Annotated in this window: 45 protein-coding genes and 1 pseudogene; 2 read left to right on the plus strand and 44 right to left on the minus strand. The window is 36.7% G+C overall.

What is annotated here, in order from left to right; translation table 11 throughout:
- Nucleotides 1–22: 22 nt before the first annotated feature.
- From F580_RS0110715 to F580_RS0110870, 33 genes and pseudogenes are all read right to left on the minus strand, one after another.
- A complete protein-coding gene (locus F580_RS0110715) occupies nt 23–568 on the minus strand; it encodes a manganese efflux pump MntP (RefSeq protein WP_019027729.1) in 546 nt (181 codons plus the stop codon).
- 729 nt (nt 569–1297) lie between these two features.
- Complete coding sequence (locus tag F580_RS26865; RefSeq protein ID WP_019027731.1) at nt 1298–1450, minus strand: GNAT family N-acetyltransferase; 153 nt, start codon at nt 1448–1450, stop codon at nt 1298–1300.
- On the minus strand, nt 1432–1641 hold the full coding sequence (locus F580_RS26870) for a GNAT family N-acetyltransferase (RefSeq protein ID WP_245560617.1): 210 nt from the start codon (nt 1639–1641) through the stop codon (nt 1432–1434). The genes F580_RS26865 and F580_RS26870 overlap by 19 nt, the downstream gene beginning before the upstream one ends.
- Entirely contained in the window at nt 1598–1807 is a 210-nt protein-coding gene (locus F580_RS26875) for a hypothetical protein (protein ID WP_019027732.1), read from the minus strand. Before F580_RS26875 ends, F580_RS26870 begins: the two co-directional genes overlap by 44 nt.
- Nucleotides 1808–1890: 83 nt before the next feature.
- The gene (locus F580_RS0110735; RefSeq protein WP_245560618.1) at nt 1891–2178 is read right to left on the minus strand and encodes a hypothetical protein; all 288 of its coding nucleotides are present in this window, start codon (nt 2176–2178) and stop codon (nt 1891–1893) included.
- Nucleotides 2166–2372 (minus strand): hypothetical protein, encoded by a 207-nt coding sequence (locus tag F580_RS0110740; RefSeq protein ID WP_019027734.1) that lies wholly within the window; start codon nt 2370–2372, stop codon nt 2166–2168. Before F580_RS0110740 ends, F580_RS0110735 begins: the two co-directional genes overlap by 13 nt.
- A gap of 98 nt (nt 2373–2470) precedes the next feature.
- Nucleotides 2471–2827 carry a hypothetical protein gene (locus F580_RS0110745; protein WP_019027735.1) on the minus strand — a complete coding sequence of 119 codons (357 nt, stop codon included), beginning with the start codon at nt 2825–2827 and terminating at the stop codon, nt 2471–2473.
- A 170-nt stretch (nt 2828–2997) separates the two neighbouring features.
- Entirely contained in the window at nt 2998–3549 is a 552-nt protein-coding gene (locus tag F580_RS0110750) for a dienelactone hydrolase family protein (protein WP_019027736.1), read from the minus strand.
- Nucleotides 3550–3652: 103 nt separating this feature from the next.
- Nucleotides 3653–4033 carry a SpoIIAA family protein gene (locus F580_RS0110755; RefSeq protein ID WP_019027737.1) on the minus strand — a complete coding sequence of 127 codons (381 nt, stop codon included), beginning with the start codon at nt 4031–4033 and terminating at the stop codon, nt 3653–3655.
- 181 nt (nt 4034–4214) lie between these two features.
- Nucleotides 4215–4775, minus strand: coding sequence for a hypothetical protein (locus tag F580_RS0110760; protein ID WP_019027738.1), 561 nt, complete (start codon nt 4773–4775; stop codon nt 4215–4217).
- A gap of 111 nt (nt 4776–4886) precedes the next feature.
- Nucleotides 4887–5531 carry a DUF4386 family protein gene (locus F580_RS0110765; protein WP_019027739.1) on the minus strand — a complete coding sequence of 215 codons (645 nt, stop codon included), beginning with the start codon at nt 5529–5531 and terminating at the stop codon, nt 4887–4889.
- 157 nt (nt 5532–5688) lie between these two features.
- Nucleotides 5689–6006, minus strand: a complete 318-nt coding sequence (locus F580_RS25960; RefSeq protein ID WP_342663217.1) for a DUF4144 family protein — start codon at nt 6004–6006, stop codon at nt 5689–5691.
- A 165-nt stretch (nt 6007–6171) separates the two neighbouring features.
- Nucleotides 6172–6474 (minus strand): hypothetical protein, encoded by a 303-nt coding sequence (locus tag F580_RS0110770; protein WP_019027740.1) that lies wholly within the window; start codon nt 6472–6474, stop codon nt 6172–6174.
- A 100-nt stretch (nt 6475–6574) separates the two neighbouring features.
- Nucleotides 6575–6877, minus strand: a complete 303-nt coding sequence (locus tag F580_RS0110775) for a hypothetical protein (RefSeq protein WP_019027741.1) — start codon at nt 6875–6877, stop codon at nt 6575–6577.
- A gap of 238 nt (nt 6878–7115) precedes the next feature.
- Complete coding sequence (locus tag F580_RS24370; protein WP_019027742.1) at nt 7116–7553, minus strand: RidA family protein; 438 nt, start codon at nt 7551–7553, stop codon at nt 7116–7118.
- Nucleotides 7554–7671: 118 nt separating this feature from the next.
- Nucleotides 7672–7962 carry a YkgJ family cysteine cluster protein gene (locus tag F580_RS25965; RefSeq protein WP_083926973.1) on the minus strand — a complete coding sequence of 97 codons (291 nt, stop codon included), beginning with the start codon at nt 7960–7962 and terminating at the stop codon, nt 7672–7674.
- 173 nt (nt 7963–8135) lie between these two features.
- Nucleotides 8136–8711 carry a YdeI/OmpD-associated family protein gene (locus tag F580_RS0110785; RefSeq protein ID WP_019027743.1) on the minus strand — a complete coding sequence of 192 codons (576 nt, stop codon included), beginning with the start codon at nt 8709–8711 and terminating at the stop codon, nt 8136–8138.
- A gap of 122 nt (nt 8712–8833) precedes the next feature.
- The gene (locus F580_RS24375; protein ID WP_019027744.1) at nt 8834–9121 is read right to left on the minus strand and encodes a cupin domain-containing protein; all 288 of its coding nucleotides are present in this window, start codon (nt 9119–9121) and stop codon (nt 8834–8836) included.
- A gap of 195 nt (nt 9122–9316) precedes the next feature.
- A complete protein-coding gene (locus tag F580_RS0110795; RefSeq protein ID WP_019027745.1) occupies nt 9317–9649 on the minus strand; it encodes a YggL 50S ribosome-binding family protein in 333 nt (110 codons plus the stop codon).
- A 119-nt stretch (nt 9650–9768) separates the two neighbouring features.
- Nucleotides 9769–9993, minus strand: coding sequence for a hypothetical protein (locus tag F580_RS0110800; protein WP_019027746.1), 225 nt, complete (start codon nt 9991–9993; stop codon nt 9769–9771).
- A gap of 545 nt (nt 9994–10538) precedes the next feature.
- A complete protein-coding gene (locus F580_RS0110810) occupies nt 10539–11210 on the minus strand; it encodes an RDD family protein (RefSeq protein WP_019027748.1) in 672 nt (223 codons plus the stop codon).
- 48 nt (nt 11211–11258) lie between these two features.
- Nucleotides 11259–11399, minus strand: a pseudogene (locus F580_RS27210) (excalibur calcium-binding domain-containing protein); the annotation flags it as partial.
- A gap of 234 nt (nt 11400–11633) precedes the next feature.
- Nucleotides 11634–11822 carry a hypothetical protein gene (locus tag F580_RS0110820; protein WP_019027750.1) on the minus strand — a complete coding sequence of 63 codons (189 nt, stop codon included), beginning with the start codon at nt 11820–11822 and terminating at the stop codon, nt 11634–11636.
- Between the two features lie 133 nt (nt 11823–11955).
- Nucleotides 11956–12357: an energy transducer TonB gene (locus F580_RS25515; protein ID WP_019027751.1), complete on the minus strand. Its 402-nt coding sequence runs from the start codon at nt 12355–12357 to the stop codon at nt 11956–11958.
- 1 nt (nt 12358) lies between these two features.
- On the minus strand, nt 12359–12835 hold the full coding sequence (locus tag F580_RS0110830; RefSeq protein WP_019027752.1) for a GrpB family protein: 477 nt from the start codon (nt 12833–12835) through the stop codon (nt 12359–12361).
- Between the two features lie 115 nt (nt 12836–12950).
- Nucleotides 12951–13583: a hypothetical protein gene (locus F580_RS0110835; RefSeq protein WP_019027753.1), complete on the minus strand. Its 633-nt coding sequence runs from the start codon at nt 13581–13583 to the stop codon at nt 12951–12953.
- A gap of 109 nt (nt 13584–13692) precedes the next feature.
- Nucleotides 13693–14031, minus strand: coding sequence for a DUF805 domain-containing protein (locus F580_RS0110840; RefSeq protein ID WP_026301383.1), 339 nt, complete (start codon nt 14029–14031; stop codon nt 13693–13695).
- 354 nt (nt 14032–14385) lie between these two features.
- On the minus strand, nt 14386–14931 hold the full coding sequence (locus F580_RS0110845) for a hypothetical protein (RefSeq protein ID WP_019027755.1): 546 nt from the start codon (nt 14929–14931) through the stop codon (nt 14386–14388).
- Nucleotides 14932–15005: 74 nt separating this feature from the next.
- Complete coding sequence (locus tag F580_RS0110850; RefSeq protein WP_245560619.1) at nt 15006–15938, minus strand: alpha/beta hydrolase family protein; 933 nt, start codon at nt 15936–15938, stop codon at nt 15006–15008.
- Nucleotides 15939–16107: 169 nt separating this feature from the next.
- Nucleotides 16108–16455, minus strand: coding sequence for a DUF6404 family protein (locus tag F580_RS0110855; RefSeq protein WP_019027757.1), 348 nt, complete (start codon nt 16453–16455; stop codon nt 16108–16110).
- 113 nt (nt 16456–16568) lie between these two features.
- Entirely contained in the window at nt 16569–16946 is a 378-nt protein-coding gene (locus F580_RS0110860; RefSeq protein ID WP_019027758.1) for a hypothetical protein, read from the minus strand.
- A gap of 120 nt (nt 16947–17066) precedes the next feature.
- On the minus strand, nt 17067–17630 hold the full coding sequence (locus tag F580_RS0110865) for a hypothetical protein (RefSeq protein WP_019027759.1): 564 nt from the start codon (nt 17628–17630) through the stop codon (nt 17067–17069).
- Nucleotides 17631–17699: 69 nt separating this feature from the next.
- Nucleotides 17700–17906, minus strand: coding sequence for a hypothetical protein (locus F580_RS0110870; RefSeq protein WP_019027760.1), 207 nt, complete (start codon nt 17904–17906; stop codon nt 17700–17702).
- Nucleotides 17907–18499: 593 nt separating this feature from the next.
- On the opposite strand from F580_RS0110870, the gene F580_RS0110880 reads away from it, so the two are divergent.
- Both F580_RS0110880 and F580_RS0110885 read left to right on the plus strand, forming a co-directional pair.
- Nucleotides 18500–18748 carry a type II toxin-antitoxin system Phd/YefM family antitoxin gene (locus F580_RS0110880; RefSeq protein ID WP_019027762.1) on the plus strand — a complete coding sequence of 83 codons (249 nt, stop codon included), beginning with the start codon at nt 18500–18502 and terminating at the stop codon, nt 18746–18748.
- On the plus strand, nt 18738–19025 hold the full coding sequence (locus F580_RS0110885) for a type II toxin-antitoxin system RelE family toxin (protein ID WP_019027763.1): 288 nt from the start codon (nt 18738–18740) through the stop codon (nt 19023–19025). Before F580_RS0110880 ends, F580_RS0110885 begins: the two co-directional genes overlap by 11 nt.
- 90 nt (nt 19026–19115) lie before the next feature.
- Here the strand turns inward: F580_RS0110885 and F580_RS0110890 are convergent, their stop codons facing one another.
- The 11 genes from F580_RS0110890 to F580_RS0110955 form a co-directional block, all read right to left on the minus strand.
- Nucleotides 19116–19916, minus strand: coding sequence for a PfkB family carbohydrate kinase (locus F580_RS0110890; RefSeq protein ID WP_019027764.1), 801 nt, complete (start codon nt 19914–19916; stop codon nt 19116–19118).
- Nucleotides 19917–20029: 113 nt separating this feature from the next.
- Nucleotides 20030–20449 carry a GNAT family N-acetyltransferase gene (locus tag F580_RS0110895; RefSeq protein ID WP_019027765.1) on the minus strand — a complete coding sequence of 140 codons (420 nt, stop codon included), beginning with the start codon at nt 20447–20449 and terminating at the stop codon, nt 20030–20032.
- Nucleotides 20450–20700: 251 nt separating this feature from the next.
- Nucleotides 20701–21120: a hypothetical protein gene (locus F580_RS0110905; RefSeq protein WP_019027767.1), complete on the minus strand. Its 420-nt coding sequence runs from the start codon at nt 21118–21120 to the stop codon at nt 20701–20703.
- Between the two features lie 122 nt (nt 21121–21242).
- Nucleotides 21243–21542, minus strand: coding sequence for a type II toxin-antitoxin system RelE/ParE family toxin (locus F580_RS0110910; protein ID WP_019027768.1), 300 nt, complete (start codon nt 21540–21542; stop codon nt 21243–21245).
- Nucleotides 21530–21787 (minus strand): type II toxin-antitoxin system Phd/YefM family antitoxin, encoded by a 258-nt coding sequence (locus F580_RS0110915; protein WP_019027769.1) that lies wholly within the window; start codon nt 21785–21787, stop codon nt 21530–21532. Before F580_RS0110915 ends, F580_RS0110910 begins: the two co-directional genes overlap by 13 nt.
- 168 nt (nt 21788–21955) lie before the next feature.
- Complete coding sequence (locus tag F580_RS0110920; RefSeq protein ID WP_019027770.1) at nt 21956–22324, minus strand: hypothetical protein; 369 nt, start codon at nt 22322–22324, stop codon at nt 21956–21958.
- A gap of 130 nt (nt 22325–22454) precedes the next feature.
- Nucleotides 22455–22685, minus strand: a complete 231-nt coding sequence (locus tag F580_RS0110925; RefSeq protein WP_019027771.1) for a hypothetical protein — start codon at nt 22683–22685, stop codon at nt 22455–22457.
- Nucleotides 22686–22812: 127 nt separating this feature from the next.
- Nucleotides 22813–23169: a hypothetical protein gene (locus F580_RS0110930; RefSeq protein WP_026301385.1), complete on the minus strand. Its 357-nt coding sequence runs from the start codon at nt 23167–23169 to the stop codon at nt 22813–22815.
- Between the two features lie 115 nt (nt 23170–23284).
- Entirely contained in the window at nt 23285–23863 is a 579-nt protein-coding gene (locus F580_RS0110935; protein ID WP_019027773.1) for a hypothetical protein, read from the minus strand.
- 134 nt (nt 23864–23997) lie between these two features.
- Nucleotides 23998–24243 carry a hypothetical protein gene (locus F580_RS0110940; protein ID WP_019027774.1) on the minus strand — a complete coding sequence of 82 codons (246 nt, stop codon included), beginning with the start codon at nt 24241–24243 and terminating at the stop codon, nt 23998–24000.
- 983 nt (nt 24244–25226) lie between these two features.
- Nucleotides 25227–25628, minus strand: coding sequence for a hypothetical protein (locus F580_RS0110955; protein WP_019027777.1), 402 nt, complete (start codon nt 25626–25628; stop codon nt 25227–25229).
- Nucleotides 25629–25746: the final 118 nt, after the last annotated feature.

Here is a 25746-nt window from a genome sequence, read left to right on the forward strand (position 1 = left end):
ATTGCAGCCTCGCCTAGCTAGTCTATGTCGTTATTAAAATATTTATTGCCATCAATATCAAGATGGTACCACCAAATAGTTCAGCTTTACTTTCTAGCCAGGTACCGCCTTTAGCGCCGACCAAAACCCCTAACCAGCTAAAGCAAAAAGTCGTTACACTGATAATAAAGCAAGCGAGGAAAGGGTTTACGGGTAATAGCGTTAAACTAAAACCAGCAGCCATCGCATCTATGCTAGTAGCAATCGCTAGAATTAAGAGCACGCGATGGGTAATTTTGCTGATATCTTCTTCTATGCCTTCTGAAAAAGATTCGTAAATCATTTTTGCACCGATAAGGAAAAGCAATAAAAAGGCTACCCAAGGTGTATACGAGTCGACCCAGCTTAATAACCCTTTACCGCCAAGGTAACCCATAATCGGCATCACGCCCTGAAATAGACCAAAATATAAGGCAACTATTATGCCTAACGGGGCTATTTTGCTGTGTTGCTTACTTGCGCCTAACCCTATGGATACCGCAAAAGCATCCATACTTAATGCGATTGCTAAAATAAATACTTCAATCATGAAAAAAACCTTAAATAAAAATCACTTAAATACACTGGGATAAATGACAGCTTTACCGTATTGGCAACACCATCGACTACTTAACTTTTGACAATAAACACTCAACAAAAAACTTACCATTTTTAAAAGAGGCTTTTTTAATAACGCCTCATGATTAAAGCCATTCTTTTCTAGCACGTTGCTGCCAATGCTCTCGCCCTAACCAATAACCTAATTCAGCACTACGGCTATATTCAAAGTTACCCAAGGTGGCTGAAATACAGCCAACAAAAGTGCCATTTAGGGGCTGTTGATTTTTCGAGGCAACCGGAAGGGCTATGGCTAATTTTCAACTTAACATCGTTGAAAATCGTTTAAGTAACGCTACATGGATGTAGCTTATAAGACAATGCAGGAGGCACATTGTCCTGAATGACTACATTTCACTCTATTCGTATTGTTACCTTAAAAATTATCCCATAGCTGAGACTAATTTTAAAGATCAAAAGCCCCTAGCTTAATCGATTTAATATGTTCCGATTGACTGCCAATATTGATCCGCCAGTTGGCATCTTCAGTGCTGTAAGGCTGCTTTATGGCGCCAGTAATGTGGATCATTTAGATAGGAGATTAATAAATCTGCCTCAGCTAAGGTAAAGGGCCGTAGCTTAATCATTTTGGTTCTTACTGGTTTTAATGTAAAAGTGGGGTTTATAATTACCTAGCTAGCATTACTTTGGCGCCAAGGATCTAAGGAGCTAGGTATTGATAAAGGTTGTTTTGACAATTATAGAGTTCAACCATACCTGTTTGGCTAAAACCTGCTTTTTGCAGTAAACGCTTAGAGTTAACGTTTTCTGGCATGGTGATAGCGATTACTTTCGCTAAAGAATGTTTCGACATTTAACGCTTAGTAATAAATTAACGGCTTCTAATGCATAGCATTGTCCGCAATATTGAGCTAAAAATGCGAAGCCTAAATCGGGGAGGGTGAACTCATCACGTTTTAGTAAACCGCAAATACCTATAGCAGATTTTGTCGGTTTTAATTCAACTAAATAGAGCCCGAAAGCATGTTTTTCGTAGCTTGCCATTGGCCAATCGAGTAAATATTGCTTGGCTTGGCTTGGGTATTGTTTCTGACATTTTTATCGGCAATGTAACGGATAAAACTTCTTCGTTAAGCAGTTGTACAATAAACGCTGCATCAGCAAAATTAAGCCGGCGGAGAGTTAATCGTTCAGTTTCACAAACTATCATTTCTCAATCCTAAAAGTTTAATCTGACATAGTGAACACTAACCTGGTTTGCTATTACGACATGGGGTTTTCAGCCGTAGCTTTTTATGTTTTCTTAATCAGTTTTCTTAAAATATAAGCAAGCAGGAAGTAACCACAAAATTGCCCTAACAGAAAAAGAATCATCTTAGGGGTGAAGTATGTTTCTTCACTGAAAAAACTTAACAGCAACATGGCCGGGGCTACTAATAACTCATAGCCGGGCAAACTAGTGTCTATCATGTGGTAATTAAATAAAAAGGCCGCAAACCCAATGAGCATACCGATAACACCGCAAACGGTGGAAAACTTATAATCCGAAACCATGACGACCTTCAGGCTTAGTGATACCAAACACTAACCACTATGGTTGATGGCTGAAAAGAACCGCCACTTTGAGATTGGCTGATGTTCTCTATTTTGATATTAGGTTGTGTGGCTAACCAAAGATTAATTTCTCCCTCTAAACCGTGATCGGTTGCGGTATCAGATTTAGGGAGAAAACCAATTTTGGGGCGTAAAATTTTGGTGAATATTTTAACTTCCATGATGTTCCTTAATGTAATGGGCTAATTGTGTTGTAGGGTTATACACTGACAACGTCAAACTGAACAGAGTGTTAGTTGTTTCGATTAATTGTGACGCTTTAAAGCTGATCTTCAAGTTTATTTTTCTTAGCGGGTATAAATGCCACAGTAAAAAATAATAGCGTGGTAATTAACATTGATAAAGCAGTTTGTTCCGCAGGTATTAGGCCAACCTCAAGCAGCGCACTTTCAATTAGAGCAATAACAATACCAAAACATATAAGAAAAATTGGTTTTGAAATACCAACTCCACCAACTTTTTTACCGATAAAGTAACCTATAACGGGCAAGATATCGATAAAGGCTGAAAAAACAACCGCGAATAGGGTTTGAAATAAAGTAAAATCACCGTGGCTTAAGGCGGTGAGCAGGATAAATAAGTGAATGACCTCATAACCTAAAAATAGAAATAGCATAAAATTCCTTTGATACCGTTAAATCCCTAATACATAGGGTCATTAAACCATAGGTACATTAATGCATAAGAACATTAATGCATAAAAACATTAATAAATTCAGTACCGAGCAGACAGAGAAATTAGTGAGATAGACAGTGTTGGCGGTTATTGTTAGTTCACTTTAAGCCTTATTCGACGGTAAATGACCGTAGTTTAGCTAGGTACTTGTTGTAGCCAACCTGATTAAAATTATCGGAATAATAATTCATAAAGCCATGTAAATATTCAACTTGTGATGTAAAAACATTGGGTTTTTTAGCAAGTGTGTTGTTTAATGCCCAAACATCGAAATGTGACTCAGTTTTAGGGAACACTAAATGTATTTCAAAACATGGCTCTATTTTGCTAAAATTTCTAATTTGTGAACCATAAAAGCAGAAGGCTTGTTTAATATTATTATTCTCATTGTTTACAGAGAGCCGCCAAATTGCAGCAGCACCGACACTAAAGCCAATCAAGGTAACTTTACTGTCAAGAGATGCTAATACCTTTCCTATTGCTGTAACGTAACTATCAAGCCCGACAGTACTAGTGAAACATGCATATGCCTCTGCTTCAGTGTCAAAGTCCATGTACTCACCCTGATAGGGGTCAACAATAGTCGTAGCTGCTAGCTCATCTTTCAGTTTCAACAAAGCAGGGGTCAGACCAAAAATATCTGAAATTAGAATGATACTCATAAACCTAGATTACCTGCTAAAGCCGACATTAACGGGCTAAATTAGAACTGTTCACTATGGAGATAGTAGTGGGTTATGGTTAATGCATAACCCGTTTGTTATATTATTTTTTCAACCAGTTAGTCGCATCGGTTAAATTGTCAAAATACTTTATTTCACCCGAAATAAACCAAGAGCCAACCTTAGCCGCTATTTCTTGCCAATTCTTATTGCCATAGATAGCCACTTTATTGAATTCATTGTTATGTTTAAGGCCCAGTTTAAAGTCATCCCATGCGGCCCTTAATTCCCATCCTTCTAATTCAGTCCCATCAATTAATACATCAACTTTAGGCTCTTTTATTGACGCTAATGCTGAATCAATCAAAGGGGTAATTATTTCATAGTCAGCGTGAGTCAATTTGCCAACGGCTTTTAATGACAGAAAAAAGTTATTCTCTATTCGTTCAATGCCAATAGATAGACCATGTTTAACAACACTCATCGCTAATTTTCCCTATAATATAATGCCACGTTAAGTGGCTGATAGTTGGCCATGATAGAGTAAGTATCAGTAAAACCAAGTATTATTTGTTTAACTTTAAAGCTTCGTTAGTACCAGACAAGACCAAAAAAAATGCATTATGCTAAATTTTCATCTTATTAATCGACTAACTCATACACACTTACGTTGATGAAGCCTTACCTTTCACAAGACGTAAAATCAACGGCTTTAGACATAAATGGGAAAATGCCGAAACCGGCGCCATCACTAATATACCGATAAAGGGGATCACCGGACCAAAAATAAAAACAGCACCTAGTACATTCCCAAGAATACACTCGGCTCGATAAATGGGTATAAATAACCCCGTTATTAATAGCCCTAAAGCCAGATACATAGTGATATGTTGGTAGCCAAAGGTGAACGCTAACGATTGTATAATGCTGATGATTAGCATGCCGGTAAAACCGATTAAAATGCCATTTTTAATTTTGGCAGAAATAGCTAAGTCATGGTGTGGCAATATTATTCTTTTTTTAACGCGTGTTGTGGTAAACCAGGCTAACAAAGGAATAATGATTAACCCCCACCAATTAGATATTGAGGGTAAATCAGCACGATTTAATAGGTGGTGACTTAATACGCCACCATTAAAATATTCCCAGGATAAATGGCCAAGCTCTAAAATTATCACTAGAGAAATCAGGGCGTATTTTATGGTGTTAAATTGTTTTTCATTCATATAAATCCTTAAAGCGCTAACGCCCAAATAACAGGCTAAATAATGGTTGGCTAAAGCTGCGCAACAAAATGGAACACAGCCAAATGTATAGTGTTCTGGTTAGCGTTCTTATTAACGATGGCGACTCATTAACATAGTCACACCGAGCCAAGAAAACCATATAATCTGACCTAAGCCAAAGATTTCTTTCAATATTTCTGCAGGGTAGATAGTCAGAATACCGACAAAACCAATAAATAAACCCAGATAATTTAAGCCTTTGGGAAATTCATTGCTTTTTAAGCCGGCAATACTTAATAAAAGCACCCACAAGCCACCTACCACTTCGTTACTGCCCCCTAAGCCATCAACGATAGTATTAATCACTATCAATACCGTCATTGCTTGCTCAGGGTTTGTGGTCGAGAGGGTGATTACCGCGGCTAAACCTACATTGGCAATCATGCCGCTAGCAATGATAAAACCAACCCAGACAAAACCAAAGGCAGAAGCCGTTTGAGAAAGCATTGGCGCTTTGGTCTTAAGGCGTTGGTGAACGGCTAACACTAATATTGCCAAGAAAATGCCAAAGAAGACATACATGGTTAAATTAACGATGGATAGTATGGTTTGATGATCCGTCAGAAAAGTAAGTTTTTGTCTATCATCCGCAGCGAAAGGAAAGTCCCAAAACACACCAAAAAATACAAAAGCAGATAGGTAAATAACCGCCTCAAAAAGTGCTGCTATGCCACCTATTTTTTGAAAATTAATCACCACTCAATCCTTTAATAACAAAAAGTTACGTTAGCATAAAATGATGACCGTTAACGACTTCAATATGTAACAAAACTCTCGCATTGCCAAGCACGAATAAATGAGTCACGTACACACTCAACAGTTACACGTCACCCTAAATTGCGGGTTATGTTGATTAAAGTAAGGCTTTGATGGCATCTGCTACGCTTAAAAAATTAATTTTAGTCAGACAAAGTTCTGCCTTTTTAAACTCGTTAGCACGAATCAAATGAATTAACTCATCGACAACGAATATCCTGTCAGTTCTAATTAGCGTCAGTTGCTCTGATATTAAATAGCTAAAACCAGCGGAGTCGATGACGTAATCATCATCACTAAAAAGTAATTCACTACACTCTGATTGCAGCTCCCTATCCGAGTCTAAATAAATAAGCTCATCATCACCATCAAGTTTTAAGATACATGGCCAAGATATGATATCAATCTCCCTGATAAAAAAACGCCCCTGTTAATGGGGGCGTTTTATTTAGGTGCTAGAAAAAAATACGCCCTAGGACGAATCAAAGTATTTAGCAGCACTGAAACGAAGAGGCTCGCCACTAATTAAATTTGCATTTACTCGCTAATTTTAAGGTGTTGTCCACCTCAGGGCATGTCGTTATATGCACGTATCGCTCATTAGTGCCTTTTGCTTTTTCATTTCACTCGCGTTCTTATCTGTTTCTGCAATAGCCAAATCTATTTTAGCGGTTGTACATTTATCAGATAACTCTTTGTTCATAAGATAAGTTTGATCTTTTTGCTGCTGAGTTAATCCCTCAACGCCATTATATTGATCTCTATCTTCAGGGGTTCGGTCTTGTTGATACGGTGGGGGTTGACTTGCGCCACATGCTGATAATAAAACGATCAGCGAAAGAGAAAGTAGTTTGATGTTCAATGCTTGACACTCCTTGTGCATATAACACCTCATTCAGAGGCAATAAAATAGTTGGCTAAAATTAGCAAGGTCCGAGCAAAAAGCCAACTGTTTTTGTCCGTTTGATGTGCTTGTTTTAAGTTTATTGCGCCATTCTTTGTTCGGTTAAACTCAGACGTTGATGCGAACTAAAAACATACTGCTTTGAATTATTTAAAATGAGGTAAGCATCCATTTCTACAGAGACTAAGCCTGACCTTGGGTATATTTCCAAAATGCCATATTCTCCAAGGTTTGCACAAAGCAGCGCTACTTTTCCATTAGCCCAAAAACTTGTGTCATGATCACGTAAATCACCATCAACATATAGTTTTACCCCGCGTATCCAAGTATTAACAATTTTTATGGTGTGATTTTTAACTCTAAATTGAAACTCTTTTCTCATGTTAAAACTCCATTTTAAAAAACTAATACGCCTCGTTAAGAGGCAAAAAATTGTTGGCTATAAAGTAAACGAACTAAAGCAGTAAAGGGTGTTTTGTTCGTTTAAAGTACTTATAGTTACTCCAAGCCACTAATTTAATAAGGCATTGCCTATTATATAAGTGGAACATGCTTCTGTTGGTTAAAGTAACTGAGGCACGAAAAAAAGAAAACTGTAATTTTCCGACTTGAAAATCCGGTTATATTTTTGGTATTACCGCAACTATTTCAACCTCGAGCAAGTGTCCTTTCTCGTATAATCGACTTACTTGAACAATTGATGAACTAGGGTATTTATCTTTATTAAAGAATGTTTTTCTCAATTCAGTATAAGCTTTCATTTTCTCAATATCGGTTGTATAAATAACCTGTTTTACAATCGCATCACTGTTTACACCATAATCTGCTAATATTTTATTGATAACCTTATAAATTTCTTTCATTTGTTCAGGAAAAGTAGCTTTGTCACTGGCTATCCCTGATATATAAAGTGTATTTCCAGCTCTAACTACTTGGGAATAACCATAATCATTTTCCCACGAATAATAATTTTTTCTCTCTACGGTTTGCGCGGTAGAATTAGCAGACAATAATATCGATATAGCTACAATTAAGATTAATTTAAAATTTAAAATCATTTTTTGAACTCTAAAGTTGAGGGGGATTTAGCTACAATGACTGCCCGCGCGCTGCTGTCTTTTGCCCGTCTGAGCAAGTTGTGGATAATAGATTAACTGTCCTACAAGTAGTCGAACACTACATTTTCTCTATTCGTTCATCTATACATTCATTTGATCCCATTTCAAAATCTCGACAAATCCATGGTCGATTTTCATAGATAGAACACAGCAATGTATTTCGATCTAAAGCAGAACACCAGCCATCATCTAATCGCAACATAGATTCATTCCCATATTGATCAACATAGATATGTTGATCAGGAACCCCTGTCTCGGAAATAATCCTGACTTCTGAACTACAACAGCATGCTTGGCAGTTTGAACATTTGATTTCGGAAACTAGTAAATTTTTTACATTAATAATCATAAACAACAACAATAAACTCAATGAACGATAGGATACTCTATACGGATATTTTTCTCTAATGTATAGAACCTTAATACCACTTAATCGGACACAAATGGTTGGCTTAAATAAACGGGGACAAAAAGCCAACTGCTTTTTATCCTTTTAAACGACTTATAGTTCGACCAAGCCACTTATTTAGGTATTTCTTCGTTAACAAGCATGTTGATGAATTTTGCAAAGCGCCTTAGTCTGGTTTCGGGTTTCTTCGCACTTATCAAACCATACGCGATAACATATCGACTCGATTTATTGAGCGTTTTAAAAAACGCATTAACGTTTGGCTTGCTCTCCAGTACAGCGAGGAAATCAGCGGGCACTGCCATTTCACTTACCACATAGGCATTTTCCCAACGACCGTCCGCTTTTGCAGCATGAATATGCACTAGCCCTGATTTCATCATTCGGCTATCACTTATCAAACGTTCCGCATGCTCTGTATTCCTTTTAGACCAGTTGCTGCGCGTTTTTCTGGGCGTAATGCGCTGAAGATAGGCTTGGTCATCGAGTGACTTCCTAACACCGTCGATCCAACCCCAACATAGAGCCTCGATCACGACATCATTCCAAGTCACGCTCTCAATTCCCGTATTTTTCTTGTATATCTTTACCCATAATTCACTTTCAGAGGCGTGATTCACCTTGAGCCATTGGCCGAGATCGTTCGGTGTTACAAAGGTCATTATTCTCAATGGATCAGGTTCAGGCATCACATTAGATCCTCTTCGGTATAACGCCGCGTGAAGCGGTTAAATATTATTGGTTAAAATGTTAAGCGGAGTGAAAACAAGCAATTGTTCTTGCCCCGCTTAATTTTTTTATTCGCTGTACTTTACACCCAAACGTCATTTTTGGCAGTAAGTTCACTGCCAGAATCACCAGTATTAACAACACCTTTTGGCTCAACAATCATAATTTTACATTCACTGTTAGCAACAGGTTTGTGTTCTAGCCCTTTAGGAATTACAAACATTTCGCCAGAGTTTAGAGTAACTTTACCGTCACGGAATTCAATAGTAAGCATGCCTTCAATAACAATAAATACTTCATCTGTATCAGGGTGTTCGTGCCAAACAAATTCACCCTCAACTTTTACTAACTTAAATTGATAATCATTCATTTCTGCAACAACACGCGGAGACTAATGCTCAGTAAATTTCGTGAACTTATCTTTAAAGTTGATAGCTTCAAACTTCATTTGAACTCCATACATTTATGTACGGCTAACGCCGTACTAAGGGGCTAAAAAACCTTTGTTAACATGTTGAGGAACACAAACCAGTAAACTGTTTCTTAGTTCCGTTTTATTGGCTTGTTATATGCCATAGTTAGCATCTACAAGTTCACCAATATTGAACGTTGAAACGCTATTTTGGCCTTTTAACCAAGTAGAGATGCTTGATATGTCCGATTCAGTAACTGAACCATAACGTTCATGAGAAGAAATAAATCCTGCAAAGGAAGTCAGATCCCCACCACCGCCAATACACAAGCTGAGAGAGTCAACATAAACAAAAAAGTCATCCATTATTGTTGCTAATTCAGACTCATCCTTACAAGTTAAATTACAATCTAATTCAACTCCCATTACAGCAAATTCAGCTAAATAAAGCTTTTTTCTTAATCGACGAGATTTTCGAGCGTGCATAATTTTTCCTTGGCATATAACAACCCAATAAGGGGCTAAGTAATAGTTGGCTAAAATGTGCGAGGAACGAAGCGCAGCCAACTGATATGCGTTCGTTTGGGTGATTTTTTATATAAAAATCACCCCGAAGTTTCAATGCTTTGTTTGACAATAGTGTCATTTTTAAGCATTAAAACAATTAGGTAGACAATATTTAGTGGAGGGGCAATACATAATAAGACCCCAATTAGTGTTACCACTTTAGGTGTTGACGTTTTGCGTTTACCTAAGTAATAGCTTAAGCCGCCAACGATAAACATAGAGTACAAAACTATCTTACCGAACAGTGTTACATTGATATCCATGTACAGAAGTCCTTTTTGCATATAACGCCGCAATAAGCGGCTAAATGAAAGCTTGCTATAATTTATGAGGAATGAGCACAGCAAGCTTTTATGTGTCCGTTCTTAATGGCCTTGTTAGTTGCCGTTTAAAACAATATCGATCCATTTTATGTAATTAGAAACGCGTACTTGATAGGCCGTTGTGGCATATAACATGGGCCAAAGCTCAGATTTTTCGCCTTCCCATTGCCATGCTATAACTTGAATGTATAAGTAATAGAATCAACAATACGAGTATTCTTAATGAAAGAGCCGCGGAATTGAGATGTTTGAAACTAGAAAGTAACATGGTTTTCATTAATAAATTTTTAACCTCTATTTTTATTGATAAAATTATACAGATTAAACGAAGTTTTTTCCAAAATGGTTTAAGTGGACGACAATATAATTACACAGACGAAAATTCATCGGCTGCTACTCCCTGACTAAGCGGCGCGAAATAGTTGGCTAAAATGTGTGAGGTATCAATAACAACCAACTGTTGCGTGTCTTTACTTATTTTCTTGTTATGTACGTACTACGACTGTTCTACCGATATAGTCATGAATAGCTCTTCGTTTATCGTTAAATAGCATAGTAACAAACTCAGATACTCCCCAAATAAAACCAAGAATACCAAAGCCGATAACCGCATAAGACAAGCCCTCGGAGATAGCACCGGACATTTCTAATGATGTTGCCACTACCAGAATGATTAAGACCCAAGCAATGTTTAACGCCAAATTAACAGACTCTCTACGTAATGCTTGTTTAATATCGATTTCAGTTTCTGTATCATGAGTCAGAACTTTAACATCCATAACCATTTTTCCAAGGGTTTGACCAAAGTATCCGTGCATGAAAATAGCGTAGATTGCGAATTGAACACCGTTTAAGGCTTGAAGAAAGGTATCTGTAGTACTGTATTCAACCCCAAAGACCAAGCATTCGACGTACAATATAATTAAAAATACCAGGCCATCAATAGTCGCAGCCCAAAAACGAGGCCAGAATGTTGAATATTTATCTAACTCTTGCTGCTTTTCTACCGCTAACGTTGTTTCAGGATTATCCATTTTGTTTGAAATGGCTAACTCAAGTTCTTGAGTCCTTTGAGGATATTTTTCTTTATCGATGTTATTGCTAACGTCTAACAGTTCTTCTAGTGTGTAGTTATTATAATTAGGACTAGAATCCATGTGTTTAACTCTCCGTGTTATGTCCTTGTTTGAGGTTTGAAAGCCCCTCTACTTATTAAACTGACTTTTGCACGGAATACCATCACCGTCGCCATCCATTTTCGTATTGGGGCAATAACGGATAAAGTATTTCGCTTCTTCATAGGATGTCATTTGAGAGCAATGTTGTCTGCCATCACATTTATAGGTGATCTTAGGATTAGCTATCTCTTTAGCTTGAGCTAATGTTTTCATAGCAGCACTGTTTGAGAATTCTGCAACTGCTTTTGTATGACTTGATTCGACCAGAGTACTGTCTTTAAAGTAGAACTGCCAAGCCGCAGCACAAATAACGATGAGAATAATTAAATTTTTCAATTGAACACCATCCTTGTTAAGTTTACCAGTACCAGCGAACGGTATTTTGTCCGTTTGATGTTATTGTTAGTAGTATTGCGACGAACGTACGTCTTCCATTACTACCAGAAGAAGTGTGGCAATAGGTCCAAGTAATAACGAGATCAGGAACCAATTTAACCCTTTACGACCTTTTCCTTGAGCCAAGCCAGCGTTTATTAATGCCAAGGTTCCCCAGCCAACGAAATACGAACCTGAACTTGAAATAGTTTCCATAATTTGAGATATCCTTAATGACTACTAACGCCGACATAAGCGGCTAAGTAATAGTTGGTTAAAATGTAAAGCGATGCGGAACCGAGCCAACGGTTGCGCGTCCGTTTGATGTTCTTGTGAGTACAATACAATACTATACAAACTCAAAGTCTAACTGTACTGATTTACACTGTGCAGCCACCGGCTTGTATTGCCACTTTTTAAGGGCGTTGATGGCAACATTATGGAATAAGTCATTAGGAAACGATTCTATAACATTTATATTTACTGGCTTACCATTCTCGGCTATATCAAATTCCATTTTTACATATCCTGGTATTTTAGATATTGCCGCTTTATATGGCACTTCTGGCGCCACTCTAACAATGGGTTGTAACTCTACCGCTTTTTCTTCCGCTTGTTTTAAGCCATTACAACGAGACTGGTATTTTACCAGTTTACCTTGCTCATCAATAATATTACTTGCTGTCGATTGGCAGCCAAGTAAAATTGTGCTGGCTACTATAATTGATAAACCTAGTTTGATTCCTTTCATATTATTCTCCTTTATTTATACGGCTATAAAAAAACGCTTTTTCATTTTGGTAAGAATCTTTATCACTGGGATACTTTGTATGTAACTCTTGTTTAATCTTATTTAATTCAGAAATCAGCTCAATATTACCTTGCATCACCTTAACAAAATTTAAGTGTTTTTGTACATTTACATCACCCGATTGAAAAATATGGAAATGAACTTTTCTTTGTTTTTTAGAAAAATACTCTCTCCCAGGAATGCCATATTCGCCTTTATGAACATAACCAATATTAGTAAGGCTTTGCCTTAAGCTTGAAACCTCGGAGATATCTTTTACAACGCCCAAAAGATCAATGCAATCTTTCGCATACAATCCATTTATTGCCGTAGAGCCAATATGATAAATTTCAATTATCCCTTTATAACTAGAGATAATAGAGTGTTTTTCATTTTGAAACTCTGCTGTCCATTGATCATTAGGTGGATACAGATACATAACTAGAGAGTGCTCTAACGCCTCGTTAAGCGGCGAATAATGGTTGGCTAAAATAAGCGATTAAGGAGTAAAAACCACGGTGATTTTTACGTTTGAGCGCCTTGTTATACAAAAATCACAATTGACTGACTAAACCATTTAAAAAATTATCTATATCGTTTCTATACTTTTTAACTAAATTAGTGCCTGTATAAGTTAAGTATTGCGTGGAACCTGATGAGTCAGAAAAGTAGTAACCTAAATAGGTGAATTTTATACTTTGAATTGTTCCTTCCATCTCCATATAAATAACCTTCTGATCATTAACCATACGATATTCTTTTTTTACAATTTTAATATCCGGTGCTGCACCTTTTGCATTACTGAAGGCAAGATCTACTAAGTCTTCTAGTTTAATTTCTAACTGTTCAGAAATAACCATTCCATAGAGATCACTTCCTTTAACATTTAACGTATATTCTGCGGAGTCATGGCCATTCTTATTTTTCTTGAATGTCCATTTTTTGGGATTTATCCAAAAAGCGGCGTTAGTTTTTGCGCTTTTCAGCATAAATTTAGAATCAGAATGCTTAGAGAAAGTTAATGGATTCAACTCTAATTGAATTACACTTTCAGCTTTTCCATTTTCATATACCCAAGTTCCATCGTTATGTAAAACGACAACATCACCTTCATCCGTGATCGCTTTTTTACTTGCAACAGCATTAAATGCAAACAAGCATAACGCTAACATAGCGTAAATTTTCATTGGTATCTCTCTTTTTGTATAACGCCTAAATAACAGGCTGAGTAACGGTTGGCTACAATCACGAAGCGATAGCCACTGCTATTTTTCTGTTTAAGTAACTGGTTAGCTTTTATGCTGGAACACCAGACTTAGGGTTAACACCATATTCATTTTCATCATGGCTATCTTGAGCTAAGAAGACAATCATGACGATGAAACCGATAAGTGGGACGAAATAAATTAACTGCCACCATCCAGAGCGTCCTGTATCATGTAATCTTCTAGCGCCAATGCTAAGAGTTGGAATGAGCAATCCAAGACCTATTAACATTGAAATAACATCCAAACCAAGTACAGCTAAAACAATATTGATAATCATATAAATTAGTATGAACATCCAATACTCTTGTCTACGTGCTCGACCGGTGAAGTCAGCATATTTTTTCAGTGCGCCAATAAAATAATCCATTTGGAATTCTCCTTGTTGTTGATAAAATCTTTTGAAACCTAACGCCTTGCTAACCGATAGCCAATTGTTGCGTGTCTTAGTTTGTTTTTTTGTTAGTTTCTGGAACTTAAAAGCATAACAGAAGCAATAAGTTACCATGTTTAATTGGTAAGCGAAAGACTCAAAAAACCTCTCTGCACTACACACCAAAACATAAACCAAACGCAAAAAACTAAGTTATGCACTTTATTAGAAAAATAAAACAGTCTATTTAGTGCGGGCAACTAACGCCACAATAAGCGGCTGATAGTCGTTTGCAAAATGTGAAGCAAAGCGGAACCGAGCAAACGTTATCTGTTCCTGTTTATTTCATTGTTAGGTTTCGAGGCTTGAAAGCCCCCAAAATGAATTACTTTTACAATTTAAAGACCAACCTTTTTGGATGAGTACTTTGCGTATATGTAAATTCATATACCCATGCCCGAACAATACTACGTTACCTTTTTCGTTAGCCAACTGAACTAATGCTTCTGCCGCGAGTTCCGAACGAATTTTTGCGGAGCGATATGATTCAAAAGAGCCTTTTAAACCCAGCATCCAAAGTGCTCGACAAAGATAAACCCAAGTCATAGCTTTAAGTTTGAATGGCAATTTGTATCTTGGTATATCCATTTCTTTAAATAAAGAAGAGATTTGATCAGGCTTTCTGCCGGTATATATTTCAGTTGAATGTATCGCGCGATTAAGATGACTAGAAATTAGGTAGAACGATTTTAACTCAGTATTTATTACCTCAGGTCTACTATGTTTAGAAACATCTGAAAAGTTATAACGACGAATCCATTTTGTATATTCGGAAGCATTTAAGACAGGATTATTTGCCGAAGCTGGCTTTCCATGCCTAATTAGAATTATTTCCATAAGAAACCTAACGCCGCAATAAGCGGAAAATTATAGTTGGCTAAAATAAGCGACGAAGCAGAAAAAACCAACGGTTACTGGTCCTGCTTGAGTGACTTGTAAGTATTCTGATTAATAATCCATGAATAGATTATCTCATTAACCTCTGGAACTATTGGATAATTACATGATTTGGCATAGCTCAATATTGATGGCTCTTCTGTTTGATGCCTTAGCATATGATCCATGTTTTCAATTATGTGAACATCGGTCTTATTTGGAGAAATATTTGGTATTAAAAGCGTATCATCAGGATGACACTGAAAATCTTTACTGCCTCCAATAGCTAATATTGGATGTTCAGTGTTTTTCAAAAAAGATTTAACGTCATAGTTAAACGTCTCTCGATAAAATTTCGTGCTCACTAGAGAAAAATAGAGCCACATTCTCTTAGCTTTAGTATTTTCAACTTTGCGCCTAAGCTTTGTCATGGTTTTTAACGGTGCTTTAGAATAGAGGAACAAGCGAGCTAATTTTCCTTTTATGCCCGTCATTTTTTTTAAGTCTCGATTAAGTACTTCAGCGTTTTTGACTCCATCCTCTTCAAAACTTCTTAAACTAGCGCATAACATCAATATACCCGCAAGATTCTCTCTCTTCGACGCTATCTCTGGTGCTAATACCGCTCCTTCACTATGTCCAAGAAGGTAGATTTTCTTTGGATCAACCTCACTTGATTGCTGGCTAATGAAATCAATTGCTGCACAAGCATCTTCAACCATTTCAGATAAGCCAGCAATCTTAAAATTCCCTTTGCTTTTACCACAACCTCTTTTGTCGTAACGAAAAGAAGCGATTCCTCGTTGTGTTAAATAGTCAGCAATGTATTTAAAAATTTTGGTGTTAAAACCTGAAATGTTACCGTCTCTATCTTGTGCGCCACTTCCATGAACCATGATTACGCACGGTAATGGTGAGTCACTTTTAGGGACACTAAATGTACCTGAAAGGGGTGTTTTACTTGACATGAAAGTTACTTCTTTGTGCACATTAATCTCCATTTGAAAGCTAACGCTGTTTTAAGCGGCTAAGTAATAGTTGGCTATAATGTTAAACGGAGTGAAAACAACCAACTGTTTTTTGTCCTGCTTGAGTGGCTAAATTAAACTTGTTGTCCACCTCAGGGCGTGTTGTTAGTTACAATTTTTGCCAATCACTTAAGTTATTTTTCTTAGCACTACGTTTGAAATACAGTGCCATAAATAAACCAAACAACAAACCCGCAAACAAACTAGTTAATAAAGCTATTTGAATAGGCATATCGTTAGGCTGCCAAGTGGTAAACCACATAATAAGTCCCCATGCTCCACCAAACCATAATGAGGAAGTAAGAAAATTAAACATGAAAGAACAATAATGAAAGGGACGTATTTTGAAACCAAGCTTTCTTAATAATACTGAAATAGGTGGATTATGATTGGATTTCCATATTTTGGTTTCACTCAGTTCTTTTTGTGCAGCTTCTAATTTATCCGGAAACGACATTTTACACTCCTTGTAACTAACGCCTCAATAAGAGGAAATTTATAGTTGGCTAAAATAAGCGACGCAGGAGCATAAGCCAACTGTTATTTGTCCTGCTTGAGTGACTTATACGTTTATGCACAACTCAAATGTTGATTTATTAAACCTTCCAATTCCCATAAATTACTACTTTGATAAAAAGGGATATCAATATTTCCGTTTATAACTTTATCAATGACACCTTGCCAAGTTGAACAAACCTCTAAAGCTACAACTATACAATTACGATTACTAAACATTTGATAAGACTTTAATAACTCTTCGGCTGCCTCAGGTGTTAAACCAGCAAGATCTTTAGGGTGTTCAAATAACCCCCAAGGTTTAATTGTAGGGGCGATTAATAAAACTTTATCACGAACTTCTCGTATCCCTTCTTCGTTAAAACCACCCGAAGGAAAAATATGCACAACATCATTAAGAAGCTCTATTTTGTAATCACCATGAGATTTCATAACACACCAAAATATAAAATATAACGCCTCACTAAGAGGCAAATAAGAGTTGGTTAAAATAAGCGACGAAGGAGCAAAAACCAACTCTTATTTGTCCTTTCAAGTGACTTGTTAGCCAATTTACCTGCGAATGTTCGACAAATTCTGTTTAAGTAACAGTGCAAAACCTACAATTAACAAGATAAAGAAAAGCATAGTAAAGCTGCTTTTAAGGAGAGTAAATATGCTCGCTACTTTAACAGTCGTTACTTGTAAATCTGGAAATGAGTTAATCATTTTGATGATAAATACATTTTCAGCATAATCAAAAATCCCAGCTAAAAAAGGAACAAATGAAAAATAGTAAACTTTAGAGTTTCCATTAAATGTTTTACCAAAAAGCCAAACTAACATTAGTGAGTAAGTAAGAGAAAACAAACCGGGATAAATAAAGTCTAATGGTAATTGGGTTGTTAAGTATAGATTTCGGCCTTCTGTGCCTAATGTATTAAGTAGTTCATTGGCATAGTTAAATGAATATCCTAAGGGAGATAAATCGAATATCGGTAATTCTGGAGTAAATGCAGTAACAGCTGGAATAGAATACAACAACATTGTTGAATACACAGCCATCGTCAACAAAAACAAAACAAAAACTAACTTTCCTGTTGAATGCTTCTGCATAAAACGAATTAAATTTTCCATGTAGAACTATGACCCTAATTGAATGATTGGCTAACGCCCGATTAAACAGCTTGTTAGCAGCGATACTTGCTACTCATCATTTGTTTTTCTATTGCGCTTGATACGCCATTTATCAAATTCCTCTTGGAAGGATGAACCTGATTTTGCGGCATAAAACCTACCAGCTGAAACCGTTAGTAAAATACAAGCAACAATAATATTGAAAATAGACTTCTCAACGATACCGAGATAAAGAAGAAACGCAGCTACAAGAGCTAAGAAAATTTGAGCGAACATAAAAAACCCTTTTATCAATACTTCCACTATAGGTTAATAAAACTCTAACGCTTTAAGCCTGCTAACGCCTCACTAAGAGGCGAATAATAGTTGGCTATAATGTGAAGCGAAGCGGAAATGAGCTAACTGTTGCGTGTTAGTTTGATTGCCTTGTTAGTTGCTGGTTATTAAAAGCATAACAGAAGCAATAAGTTACCATATTTACGGGATAAGCGGAAGAAACAAAAAATACTCCCGCACTACACACTTAAACCTGAATTTTGAGCCTTGAAAACTATAGCTTATTTGATCTTAAAACCGTGAAAGGCGAAAACTGGGTTGGGCAAGGAAGAAGTGAATATTTGATGGCACTTCCATTGCCAAACCAAAGATTGAACCAAACACAAAACATTAAAGTAAGCACTGAGCTAGCAAATAAATTCAGCTGATTTAGTGCGGGCAACTAACGCCACAATAAGCGGGAAATTGTAGTTGGCTAAAATAGTGAGGAACGAACGGAAGCCAGCTGTAATTTGTCCGTTTAATTGCCTTGTTAAGTTTCGTCGTTTATACTTAGCCTTAATTAGAGACCACTTTAACGTACTGGTGAAAGCATGACAACTAGAATATTAACTGAAGCTGCGGCAAGTATTAGTGAACTTAAAGCAAACCCAATGAAAGTAGCTCTTAGTGCTCACGGTGAAGCAATTGCGGTGTTAAATAGAAACGAGCCTGCATTTTATTGTGTACCAGCAGAGACTTATGAATTTATGATGGATCATATTGAAGACCTTGAGCTACTTGCTATTGTTCAACAACGTAAAAATGAAGCAAGTGTAAAGGTTAGTTTAAATGACCTATGAGTTAGAATTTAAAAAGTCAGCACTTAAAGAATGGAAAAAATTAGGTGCTACGATTCAATCACAGTTTAAAAAAAAACTAACCGAGATTTTAAATAATCCTCATATCGAAAGCGCTAAACTATCTGGCGGTAATGATTTATACAAAATAAAGCTTAGGCAAGTAGGTTACCGACTAGTGTACGAGGTAAATGATGATGTTATCACTGTTACTGTAATCTCTGTTGGGAAGCGTGATAAAGGAAAAGTATACAGAGCTGCAATGGATCGCATCAATTAGAGAAACTTAACGCCGCCATAAATTGCGAAGCTCCGGTGGTCAAATTTGATGGCTTTGTTAGAAATTTTATTGGCACACACAAGAAAATATTTAGTCAACCTGAAAGCCACCTAAATGCGTTGTTACCTTAGCAGCTTCTAGTGTAGCCCTTTGCATCGATAACTTTATATCATCAGTCTTTAGGTACTCGGCAACAAAATGACCCTGATAACAATCACCACATCCCGTTGTATCAATTACGTTTTCGACATTGACGGCTGCACACTCAAAAACATGGCCTTTATGGTAGGCAACACTTCCATTTTCACCGAAAGTTAGTATAAATATAGTATTTGATATTTTTGACCGCTCTAAAAATATGTTCTTCATAGACTCTTCAGCGCTAGAAAAAAATATATCAATGCCGTCAATTAGGTTTTCCCACTCAGTGAAATCTCTCTGGTCATTGAAATCTACGGCAACGAGATAGTCATTTTGTTTTTTAAATTCAAGCAGCTCTTTTAGGTTTGGCTCCCATAGAGTTGCAATAATTGCGTCCATGTTTGAAATAATAGATTTATCATCAACGCTTAAAGAAAAATTAACGCTCACTCCACCATTCCATGCGCCATTTTCAAAATAACGGTCGCCATCGTTATCAATTTTAATTACATGATTGGCCGTTTCACCTTTTACCTGATACAAATACTTGGTATGAATATTAAGAGTATTTATACTTTCTAGTATGTTCTGTGCATACGAGTCATTTCCAATCATACCCATCAGATAAATCTCAACATCCGTCCTTGAAGACAATTGAACTGCTATATTTAGCGCCTCTCCTCCTGGAGTTACAACATTCTTCTGTGGATACACATCCACACAGCAAGTACCAAGAGCTAAGATTTTCACAGTTTCTCCTATTTATGTTTTCTAACGCCTCACTAAGAGGCAAATAATAGTTGGTTAAAATAAGCGACGAAGGAGCAAAAACCAACTGTTATTTGTCCTGATTGAAACGCTTGTTATATGCCCAGTTGCTTCTGTAGAAAGTAACAGGTGTGTCCATCTGGCATATTAGCCAATTCACCAAAAACTGAATAACCTGCTTTTACATAAAAGCCTAACGCCTGAAACGTCGTCGTTTCTAATCGAATATTAGTGGTTGTTTTGGATAAAGCATATTCTTCCATTTGAGATAGGAGTTTAAGTCCCCAACCATCATTACGGACGCTTTCATCAATCCAGAGGCCTTGAATATACATCCAGTTCCAATTTATTTCTCCTAGAATACCACCAACAATTTTACCTGAGTCATCTTTTACAAAGGACGAAATTTTCTCCCTGAATACGGCTCCAGTAAAAGATTCATTAAATTTTGTAAGGCCTGTCCTTAAAGCTTCGATATCATCATCTTGCGGCGGTAAAGGTTTAGTTAACTCCATAGTATGCTACGAACTCCGTTTGGGCATATAACGCCCCAATAAGGGGCTAAGAATTGTTTGCTAAAATGTGTAGCGGAGCGAAACGCAGCCAACAAACTTGAATAACTTCTTTTGCTAAATCAACGCCAACTTTGGTACGATACATATCAGGACTCTTTATAATATATTTGTGTGGTAACTTTTATATTACCTCACTCTTTAGGGAGTGAGGGAGTCCAATTATCTGTTGCGTGTCCCTGTTTATTGCCTTGTTAGCTACCTTTAACTTTAAAGTGTACCCTGACGAAACCAGGGCCCCAACTCTGATTTTTAAAACCAAGCAATTTATCAAAATCAAACTCTGAGATAAGAAATTCGTTGTCTTTTCCCCAGGACATTTGATAACTCATATCTTCAGGGTGACCATTTAACCGAATGAGATAACCTGTAGTTCTCGTACCATCAACTTTCTCAACAAATATTTGAGTCTGCCAATTTGAAGTAGCGCCACAGTCTGCATTTACAACTACGGCTCTCATACTTTTGTCTGGGGAATATAACTCTTCATATTCATCAAAGGAACAGCCACCGGCCATAAGAGCTGCTAATAACCAAAAGGGAGTGGAAATAATTATGAATCCCCAAAACATCACTGCTCCGGCATTCCAAAAAAACTTTAGTAATTTGCTCAACTCTCGTCATTCCTAGGTAGCTAACGCCGTTTAAGCGGCAAATTGCTGTTGGCTAAAATAAGTGAGGCACGAACAAAAAGCCAACTGTAATTTGTCCTTCTTGAGTGGCTTGTTAGCCGTATTTAGCTCTGTAAAAGAAATCTTCGTAGATCTTGCTCTTGGCGCATGACATGTAAAATATATACCTTGTCGCTATCAACCTTATAGAAGATACGACACGGATTAACAGTAACTTCACGGTAATTTAAGTTACTTAATTCTAGAGGTCTTTTACCTGATTCTGGATGACTCTCTAATCTTGATATTTTATCAAATACTTTTCGGGTTAAATTTTTAGCCGCTTTGATATTACTTAGAGCAATATATTCAGCTATCCTATTTAAATCATCAAGTGCTGGAGATGTCCATATTACTTCAGCCATTTGCTCATTTTCTCTTTTGCTTCTTGATTCGAGAATATATTACCATTTTTAATAGCTTGCTCACCGCGTGCAACACCTTCAAGAATTGCCATTCGTTGTTGCATGAACTCATAATCATCAACATCAACTAAATAAGCAGATGGCCGGCCGTGCTCAGTAATTAACACTGGCTCTTTGGAAGTGTGGAGTTCAGCTAAAATTTTGGTGGCTTGACGTTTTAGCGTTGTAACAAGTTCGACTCTCATGATAACTCCTATTTAGAAGATAAATAATGTATCACAATAGTATCACATAAATTCGAGGTTACAACTATACGGCTAACGCCCACGTTAAGGCGCTTTTTAATAGTTTGCTAAAATTGTGAAGCGAAGCGGAACCGAGCAAACTGTAAAAAGTCCTGCTTTAACTACTTGTTATGTACTTTGCAGGTTTAGCCAATTCATTGCGGCTTCTTGGTCACGAAATGACTTAGTATTATTACTAGTTACACTATCGATTATTTGGTGCTGTATATTGTTACAAACAATTATTGCAGATGCGTAACATCCATTATCTTTATACCATTTAGCTACTGCTTTAGCCGATGAAACAACATCAGGTGAACCTAGAGTATCCTCATCCCAAAACTCCATTTTCCGCCATGACTTTAGATTTTTATTTAATATTGACTCCTGAATTCTTGAAAGAATATCCTTCAATCCTATTTCATTAAATGGGCCAAATACTTTAATCTTTAGTAAATCACCTTCCCACATAAGGGAAATATCACCATGTGCGTTCATAGGTTCTCCGTAAATAGGCACATAACGCCTCACTAAGAGGCAAATAATAGTTGGTTAAAATAAGCGACGAAGGAGCAAAAACCAACTATTATTTGTCCTTTTGAGTGACTTATGTTTTGACGCGCATATCTTATTTCAAGTTTCTTCTAGCTTTAAACCTTAATTTCACATAATCAAACAAAAATACAGCTACAGACAATACAACTGCCAAGATTATGAAAAAACCATTAAAGTCGTCACCAACAAGGTGAAATAATTTAAGTATTTGGTAGATAGGTTCCCACCCACCAATAATTATCAAAAAGCCAATAGCTCTAGGACTAATGCTGGCTATATTACTTAAGTAAGTTTTAATTAACATAAATCCACCTACTTTTTACTAGCCCAAAAATGAAAAATATACTCATCATTATATAAAAACATAACGCCCAAATAATGGGCAAATATCAGTTGGTTAAAATAAGCGACGCAGGAGCAAAAACCAACTGTTATTTGTCCTGATTAATTTTCTTATAGGTTTTATTTGCTACAGCTTTATTTTGCGACAGTTGTAATTGCAATTCCCTTGCTTTAATTAAATTTTGTTTGTCATGTTCCGTTGGAGAAACCCAGATAGAGTCTGCACCATCATTGGCTAAACCTATAAACCAATCAAGTGACGATGCTATTGCAGCTTGTGTATGTTCGGGATTTCCTTCCTCAATTTGGCGGTAAAATATGACATTGTCTGTCAGTTTCCCCATGACAGCTTGGTAACCAACAGACATAACCAATTTGAATCCAATTACACCACTTAAAGTAGCACCAAGAATAAAACTGATTATAGAAATACTTGCTGTTTTCATATGCTCCTCCATGAAACCTAACGCCCCAATAAGGGGCTAAAAATTGTTTGCTAAAATGTGTAGCGCAGCGAAACCGAGCAAACTGTTTTTAGTCCTGCTTGATTGGCTTATGCTACTAGAACTCCGTAAACTTAATGCCATTAAAAAACGCATCGCTATCATTTTGTAATGTTGAATATCCAGTATCTTCAAAGTAACGACTAGAGTACTCAATATTTACACCTACGGTGTTCTTTTTAGGGTGTTGGCAATTATATCCAATGCTTTCATATACCATTGAAGCATTGCCTCCTTGAATTTTAGCATTCGTATCTGTTGATATTGAGTGATATTTCACACAAACAGCACCATTAAGTGAAGAAAGGTTTTCAGTGTTTTCTCGGTTCTCAAATCGTCCAGTATCTGGAGTGGATGCTCTTGAACTAACAATATATTCTAAGAGTTTTTTATCTGAATCTAAACTTGGCAATTTAAATATAGAAACGTTTACAACATGCGATTCATTTTTATTAAGTCCTTTACTCCCAAGAGATGATTGATAGCCTGAAGCAGCTATAACCACCCAATCTCCATTTTGTGGAGGGAGTGTATTAACACCATAAATGTTAATAGGGCTATTTGAATTTACAATTGGTGCAACAGTTGCGCACGAAGCAAGAAATATACTTGATACTAATACTATAATTTTAAACACTAAACTTTCCTTAGTAGCATAACGCCTACTTAAGCGGAAAAATATAGTTGGCTAAAATGTTGAACGGAGTGAAAACAGCCAACTGTATTTTTTCCGTTTGAAGTTCTTGTTATGTGTAATATGCTGATATACCACTATAAAAAACTAAGCAGCAATAGTAAACCTATAATTACTGAACCAAATAAAAGGTATTTACCAAACGTGGAATTTCCTTGAAGAGTTTCTTGATGTTGTGCTTTAAACTCAGCCAACTGAGAATCATTTAGTTGAGAACAATGATCACATTCATCTAATGTCACAGGGTAATATAAGTCACATCTATCACATCGTTTTTGTTTCGGCTGCTTAGCTTTCATTGCTAGACTCATCCCTACCGACATGGTGAACTCCTTTTACACATAACGCCACAATAAGCGGCTAAGTAACAGTTGGCTAAAATGTGAAGCGAAGCGGAAACGAGCCAACTGTTGCGTGTCCGTTTGATTGCCTTGTTAGTTGATGTTTCGTTAAAAGCACCAATTTTACAATACGTTACCATGTTTGTGAGTTATTCGGAAGAAGCAATAAACGCCCAGCACCACTACACACAAAAGCTTGAACTTTGAGCCACTCACGAAATAATATTGAAGCGAACGCTACAAACCTAAAGTGACAAATGAGGCTAGAATTTTGCTGGATATCACCTAAAAGTGAATGGCGAAAACGGAGGCGTAACCCACCAAACCAATTTAGAAAACACCGCTTTTACAATAAAAAATGTACTTGAACTAGTGGTGCCAACTAACGCCACGTTAAGCGGCAAAAAATTGTTGGCTAAAATTGTGAACGGAGTGAAACAGCCAACTGTTTTTTGTCCGTTTGAACGCCTTGTTAGAGCGAATCACCCGTAACATACATACCACCTATAACCCAAGTCCACATAAGAACAGGAATCATAATAATATGTAGTAAATGAAGGTACTTGTTACCTCGGTGTTTAAAACAGCTAAACAACATGGAAACTAAAGGTAAAACACAAAAAGCACTATAAACTCCCATATAATCAAAACTACTTAACTTAAAGTGACTTATCAGAAGCGCAGTGCCGAATAGAGTAAGCATCATTACTCCATGCGCGCTAATTAAAACCCTTTCAGTCACTTTTACTGACTGGTTATTAAACCAAAAAGCTAATGAAGCTCCTGAACAAATGGCTATATAAATTAGTATATATAAAATGTCCGTTAAATCACTCAAAAACACTCTAAACTCCCCATTCGCTCTAACGCCCTGTTAAGAGGCAAAATTTAGTTGGCTAAAATGTTGAGGAACGAAAACAGCCAACTGAATTTTGTCCTTTTGAACAGCTTGTTATACGTAATTATCACCGTTCTAGTATATAGAGAATCTCTTCAAAACACTCTGCGGAGCAATAAGTTTCTCTATATTTCTTAACAAGATTCAGTACTTCAGCCTCTTTTTTGGTCATTCGTTTAAGTTTTCGACCTTTATCAGTAAATGACTCTACCTTTATTTGTACGACTTCTTCTATAACATTAAGTGCTTCATCATGTTTTTTGTCTCGTAATATTTCCGCGAGATACAACAGAAGCTGGGCTTCCAATGCAACTCCCATATCTTTATTTTCATATACATCGTCGATGATTACTTGAAACTTAGCCTGAGATGAATCAAGCACAAATTTGAAAACTAAACCACAGAATGAAACACCCAAAAAGAAGCCAATTATTAATATATCTTTACGAGAATAATTATCTAGTTTCATAGTTTATTTACAACGCTTCACCTAGTTAGATAAATGTAATTAATATTTTTCTGGCACGATAATATTGAAATACTCTATTACGTATAACGCCCCAATAAGAGGCTAAAAATGGTTGGCT

This window comes from Colwellia piezophila ATCC BAA-637 (genome assembly GCF_000378625.1).
In the GTDB taxonomy this organism is placed as follows: Bacteria; Pseudomonadota; Gammaproteobacteria; order Enterobacterales; family Alteromonadaceae; genus Colwellia; species Colwellia piezophila.